Origin of the sequence: Peptacetobacter sp. AB800 (genome assembly GCF_047807365.1) — a bacterium.
Taxonomy (GTDB): Bacteria; Bacillota; Clostridia; order Peptostreptococcales; family Peptostreptococcaceae; genus Peptacetobacter.
On record NZ_JBLOUI010000067.1, the window covers coordinates 1 to 5208 of the forward strand.

At 29.9% G+C, this 5208-nt stretch carries 5 protein-coding genes; 4 read left to right on the forward strand and 1 reads right to left on the reverse strand.

Features of this window, described 5'->3' with window-relative positions:
• Nucleotides 1-312: 312 nt before the first annotated feature.
• Nucleotides 313-501 carry a hypothetical protein gene (locus ACK2WN_RS11745; protein WP_300530419.1) on the reverse strand — a complete coding sequence of 63 codons (189 nt, stop codon included), beginning with the start codon at nt 499-501 and terminating at the stop codon, nt 313-315.
• A 209-nt stretch (nt 502-710) separates the two neighbouring features.
• On the opposite strand from ACK2WN_RS11745, the gene ACK2WN_RS11750 reads away from it, so the two are divergent.
• The 4 genes from ACK2WN_RS11750 to ACK2WN_RS11765 all read left to right on the forward strand — a co-directional run bounded on the left by ACK2WN_RS11750 (nt 711) and on the right by ACK2WN_RS11765 (nt 5049).
• A complete protein-coding gene (locus tag ACK2WN_RS11750; protein WP_416155670.1) occupies nt 711-1595 on the forward strand; it encodes a polysaccharide deacetylase family protein in 885 nt (294 codons plus the stop codon).
• Nucleotides 1596-1607: 12 nt separating this feature from the next.
• On the forward strand, nt 1608-2555 hold the full coding sequence (locus ACK2WN_RS11755) for a peptidylprolyl isomerase (protein WP_416155671.1): 948 nt from the start codon (nt 1608-1610) through the stop codon (nt 2553-2555).
• 30 nt (nt 2556-2585) lie between these two features.
• Nucleotides 2586-3512: an alpha/beta hydrolase gene (locus tag ACK2WN_RS11760; protein WP_300530410.1), complete on the forward strand. Its 927-nt coding sequence runs from the start codon at nt 2586-2588 to the stop codon at nt 3510-3512.
• Between the two features lie 169 nt (nt 3513-3681).
• Nucleotides 3682-5049 (forward strand): GTP pyrophosphokinase, encoded by a 1368-nt coding sequence (locus ACK2WN_RS11765; protein ID WP_006440219.1) that lies wholly within the window; start codon nt 3682-3684, stop codon nt 5047-5049.
• The last annotated feature ends 159 nt before the right edge of the window (nt 5050-5208 follow it).

A 5208-nucleotide genomic window follows, 5' to 3' on the forward strand; every position in this document is an offset into this window, starting at 1 on the left:
TAATTAAGACAACTGGACTAAATAAAATAACAAAGGAAATTTTCACTAAAAGAGGATTAATAAGTTGCTTAGATTATTATATGAAATTGAACCGCGGAGTGCCGAACGGCATGCTCCGTGGTGTGAGAGGGGCTACAAGTTAGCCCCTACTTGATATGTCATTAAAAAAATGAGTAGTAAATAAATGACATTTTAATATAATTGATAACAAAAAATTATAAAAACAGAAAAAAATAAAAAAAGTACCGTTAAAAAACGGTACTGATTAAAAGCTATTTAGTTTTAATTTAATACATTAATATGTATTTGCGTTTATCTATTTAAATCTGAATTTATTCCTACTATATACCTTTCATTTACTACATAAAGTTTGAATTTATGTACAATCACAATATCTTCGAGATTTTCTAAAACGCTAACAACACGAACACACTTACCTCTTATCTCGGTAGGCAAATCTAACGAATTTTCTAAGTTAATATAATCGTCATACTGATACATAAAATCATCCCCTATATTTATAATGTAAGTTAATTATACTACAAAAAAAAGTTAATTTCTATAATTAAATTGCCAATTTTCAAATGAGAGAGTTACAATTTGGTGAAAAAAGTTTAGTTTAATACATATAAAGATGATTTTGTAGTATAATGTAATAAGTTGTGTGATTGAGTAATATTTGTTGGTAATTTTTTTTAGGAGGATTAAAGATGACAGACAATAAAGAAACAAAAAAATCGACTTCTCAGAGTAAAAAGAAGTCAGCTACAAAAGCTGCTAAAAGAAGAAAAAAGAAACAGCAGCAGAGAATAATTATAATAGGTGCAGTAGTTTTAATAGTTGCAGTTTGTGCGGTACTATTCAATGTACTTGCTGGTAATAATGTGTATGACAAGTCAAATCCAAGAAGTGCGGATTTAACAACTACAACACTTACAGAAATGGTTGAAAATACTTCAAAAGAGGCTGAAAAAGGTCCAGAAAAAACATCAGGAAAAACAGTATATATAACAATAGATGATGGACCATCAAAATATACTGATCAGATGTTAAAAATACTTGAAAAATATAACGCTAAAGCTACATTCTTCATGATAAATGGAAATATGAAAGCTTACCCACAGCAGGTTAAAAACATAGCAAATAGTACAAGTACAGCTGGATTCCACAGTGTAACTCATGATGTAAAACAGTTATACAAAGCTCCAGATGCAGCTAAGAAAGAATTTGACCAGTGCTCTAAAACTTATACAGACATAACTGGAAAAACTTCAAAAGTAATAAGAGTACCATTTGGTAGTAAACCATATACTACACAGGCTTCATATGACAATATGGTGGCTGCTGGATATAAAATCTGGGACTGGAACGTTGATACAAACGACTGGAGAGGAAACGCAGCTCAGATAATGAATGTAGTAAAAACTTATGGAAATGGTCACAATGTAATAATATTAATGCATGAAAAACCACAGACACTAGAAACATTTGATGCTTTAGTAAAATACTATGCTGACAATGGATACGAATTTGCAGCAGTAGGACAGAACGAAAAACCTAAAAACTTCTGGTTACAGAATTTAAGTTTAAACTAAGGAGGAAGGAAAATGTTTAAAAAGAAATTAGCAATAGCTTTAGGTATGGTAGCAGTTCTTTCTCTAACAGCTTGTTCAAAGGGAACTGTAGCCAAAGTAAACGACACAGAAATAACAGCAGATGATTTAAAAGTTGCAAAAGCGATAATAACATCTGTAAACGAATATAAAACAGGAAAAGACGCAGAAGATATGTCTAAAGAAGAAGAGGAAGAGTTAGAAAAAAATGCAGCTACATTCCTTGTAGATAGTGAAGTTGTATATCAGCAGGCAATAGCTGACGGAATAACTGTAAAATCTGAAGATAACGACAGTAGAACATCAGAATTAAAAGAAGCTCTAAAAGAAAATCCAAAATTCAAAAAAGATTTAGAGGACAATGGAGTTACAGAAGAAGCATTAGAAAACTTTATAGCTAAAGACAATGTAATAAACGCATATAGAGATGCTTTTAACGAAAAACAGACTGTATCAGATGCAGAAATAAGCGCTTATTATGCTAAACATAGAGAAGAGTTCAAAAAAGATATGGTAGACGCATCACATATACTATTTGCAACAGTAGATAGAAACCAGAACGCAGTATCAGATGAGAAAAAAGAAGAAATCAAAAAAACTGCAGAAGAAGTTCAGAAAAGAGCAGCTTCAGGAGAAGATTTCGCAGCACTTGCTAAAAAATACTCTGACGACAAAAAAACTGGTGAAAAAGGTGGAGATTTAGGATACTTCACTAAAGATGCAAAAGATGCATTATTTACAAGAGAAGTGTTCAAGCTTAAAAAAGGCGATGTATCTAAATTAATAGCTACTAACAACGGCTATGAAATAGTAAAAATAAACGACATAAAATCTGAAATAGAAGAATTAGATAAATGTAAAGAAGAAATAAAGAAAAAAATATTAGATGAAAAATATATAAAACATGTAGAACAGCTTGTAGAAAAGGCTGAAGTAAAATAAAGGGTTAGATAATTAAGAAGGTGTATTAATTTGAAGTGTAGAGAATTCAGATTCGAAGGAGCGGATGGGAAAGAAATATCTGCTATTAGATGGGAGAATGAAGACGAATACAAGATAAAAGGTATTGTTCAAATCTCTCATGGAATGGCTGAAAATGCAAAAAGATACGAACGTTTTGCAGAAAAGCTTACAAAATCTGGATATATAGTATATGTAAATGATCATAGAGGACATGGGGAAAGTGAAAAATGTCTTGAGGATTTAGGATATCTTGCTGAAAATGACGGATTCGACATACTTGTCAAGGATATGAAGATTCTCACAGACATAATAAAAGCTGAAAATCAAGGAGTCCCAGTATATCTTTTCGGACATAGTATGGGCTCATTTGCAGCACAGAAATATCTTATAGACTATGCTGATTCTGTAAATGCGATAATTCTTTCGGGGTCTTGCGGAGATTTTGGGTCTGTTTTAAAACTAGCAACACCTGTAATATCATGTGTAGAGCTAGTACACGGAGATAGACATAGAAGCAAATTCTTAGATAAATTGATTTTTGGTGGAAATAATAGACAATTTAAAAATCCTAGAACAGACTTTGATTGGCTTTCTAGAGATGAAAAAGAGGTAGATAAATATATAGCCGATGAAAAATGTGGCTTTATATGTACTACAGGATTTTATAGAGATTTTATAAATGGTCTAAAATATATTGAAGACAAAAGAAATTTATTAAAACTAACTAATCACGTACCTGTTTTAATAATATCTGGAGAAAAAGATCCGGTTGGTAAAAATGGAAAAGGTGTAAAAAACTTGTACGACAGATATATAAAATATGGTTTAAAAGATGTTTCAATGAAGCTATATAAAGATGCTAGACATGAAATATTAAATGAAATTAATCGTGATGAGGTAATGCAAGACATTGTAGAATGGCTTGGAACGAAATAAATAAAAAATTATCTCAAAAGTAATTAAAAAATAAAGAATATAAAAATAAAGTATTGCACTCGGCTAAAATAGTTTGGGTGCAATATTTTTTTGCATAGATTTACATCTCATAAAGTATTATAATATAGATTATAAGTAATAATAATTTTAAACTCGAAAGGAATATAAAATGGGATTAAAAGAATTTGAATTTATAGACAATGCCGTAAATATACTCGATGATATGACTCCTATGCTTTTAGACATAGCAGATGAGATAGAAACATACTTTGAAAAGATACTTCAAGAAAAAGAACAAGAATATATAAGTATGTCATCTAGAGTCAAATCAGAATCTAGTTTAAGAGAAAAGATAATTAGAAATAGATACCTAGTTAAATTTGATGCTGCATCAGAAATGATGGACTTTTTACCCGATTTAATAGGAATAAGAATAGAGTGCAGATTTATTGAAGAGGAAAACAAGGTTTACAGAGCTATTAGAAGATATTTTAATAAAACAGATGATAAAGTATACTACTACAATAAATCAAATAAAAATATACAGTTAAAACTTTCTGAAAAACAGCCGTGCAGACAGAAAAATGGATTTGAAATTTATAAAATTGACGGAATATACAAAATACTTAACAGAAATATAAACTTTGAATTGCAGATAAAATCAATGGTAAATGTATTCTGGGGTGAAATAGAACATAAGGTTATATACAAAAATAACACATATCTTCTACAGGATGGATTTATAAAGGATATGATGAAGACTATAAAGCAAAGCCTTACAATGATAGATAAACAGCTTCTTAGCCTTTACAAAACATTCCACACACCTCATGTATTCAATCGGGATATAAGTAGGAGTGAAATAGAAAAACTATTTGCTAAGTTTGTATATGATATATTCTCACAGAAAATGCTACAGAGCATAGGATTTATAGTTGACTTTAAAAAACCATGTGAAACTATAATCAGCTATTCTCTTGATAAGGTAGAATCTGAAGAAAAAATTCCGGAGTATATGCTTAGTGAATTTAGTATGTTTGGACAGATTGTAACTAAAGAAATAGATTTTAATTCTGAGATAGAATTTGAAAGAGAGCCAGTATTTAGAAGAGCATTTGGGGAAAGACTTGGAGCAATGTTTAGAAAAAGACTTAATACAGAATTCCCATGGAATTTATTCTTTAGAATACTATTTGAAATAGAGCCTTGTAGCAATACAGGAGATTTTGAAAACTTTATCTACTACATAAGAGATACTGTATTAGGTGGAGAGGCTAGAAATGAAATAAAAGATAAATTTGGAAGAGAAGAAGGAAACAAAATAATAGACGATATATACGATGTAATAGGTGATTTCTTTGAAGAGGTAACAGGAATAGAAATACTTTACAAAGAAACATTGGATAAGATAGCAGCTACAACAGACGATGTAGTAATATACATATGTGAAAACTACGATAGCTGTGAAGAGTTTGAAAATGAAATAGGAGAATTTGAATCAGTATTCAGCGAAAAATTAAGAGATATCCTAGATTAGGATTATATGTTATAATTTAAAATGAAAAAAATAATAAAAAGTAAATAATGGTTTTGTTAACTTGATATGAAAAAAATACTCTCGAAACAAAAAATAAATCGATGGGTTAAACTTGATTTCAAAAATTTTAAAAAATTGCACAACAAATAAACCTAACAA